This is a genomic window from Vibrio sp. 1580 (genome assembly GCF_033340055.1).
Genome location: NZ_JAWOVT010000708.1, coordinates 1 through 522, shown reverse-complemented (window position 1 = coordinate 522; position 522 = coordinate 1). Strand labels below are relative to the sequence as shown.

The 522-nt window shown below is 50.4% G+C and carries 1 protein-coding gene; it reads left to right on the top strand.

From position 1 onward, the window contains the following. A partial coding sequence (locus tag R7093_RS27970; protein WP_318147376.1) for a lyase family protein occupies nucleotides 1-522 on the top strand: 522 nt, incomplete at both ends.

Sequence of the window (522 nt, the reverse complement as noted above, 5' to 3'; positions counted from 1 at the left end):
GCTACCGATAACTTCGCATTCAGCCAGCACACCATGCCAAGCGGTTTCATCCAAGCTTTAGCCCACATCAAACAGACGGCAGCACTGACCAACGCACAACTAGGGTTACTGGAAGGTGATATCGCTAATGCGATTGCAGAGGCTGCGCAAGCCATTATTGATGGCCAACATCTCGATCAGTTCCCTATCGACCTATTCCAAACCGGTTCTGGGACAAGCTCCAACATGAACGCTAATGAAGTGATTGCCACGCTCGCGTCTGAATTGCTTGGCGGCAACGTCAATCCGAATGACCACGTTAACATGGGTCAAAGCAGTAACGATGTGGTGCCGACGGCGATTCAAGTCAGCTCAGCACTTGCTATTGAACACAAATTGTTGCCTGCACTGGCTCATCTTAGCCAAAGCCTAGAAACCAAGAAGCAAGCTTTGCAAGGTGTGGTAAAAACAGGCCGAACTCATTTGATGGACGCCATGCCAATCACTTTCGCGCAAGAGCTGGGCGGCTGGCAATTCCAGATT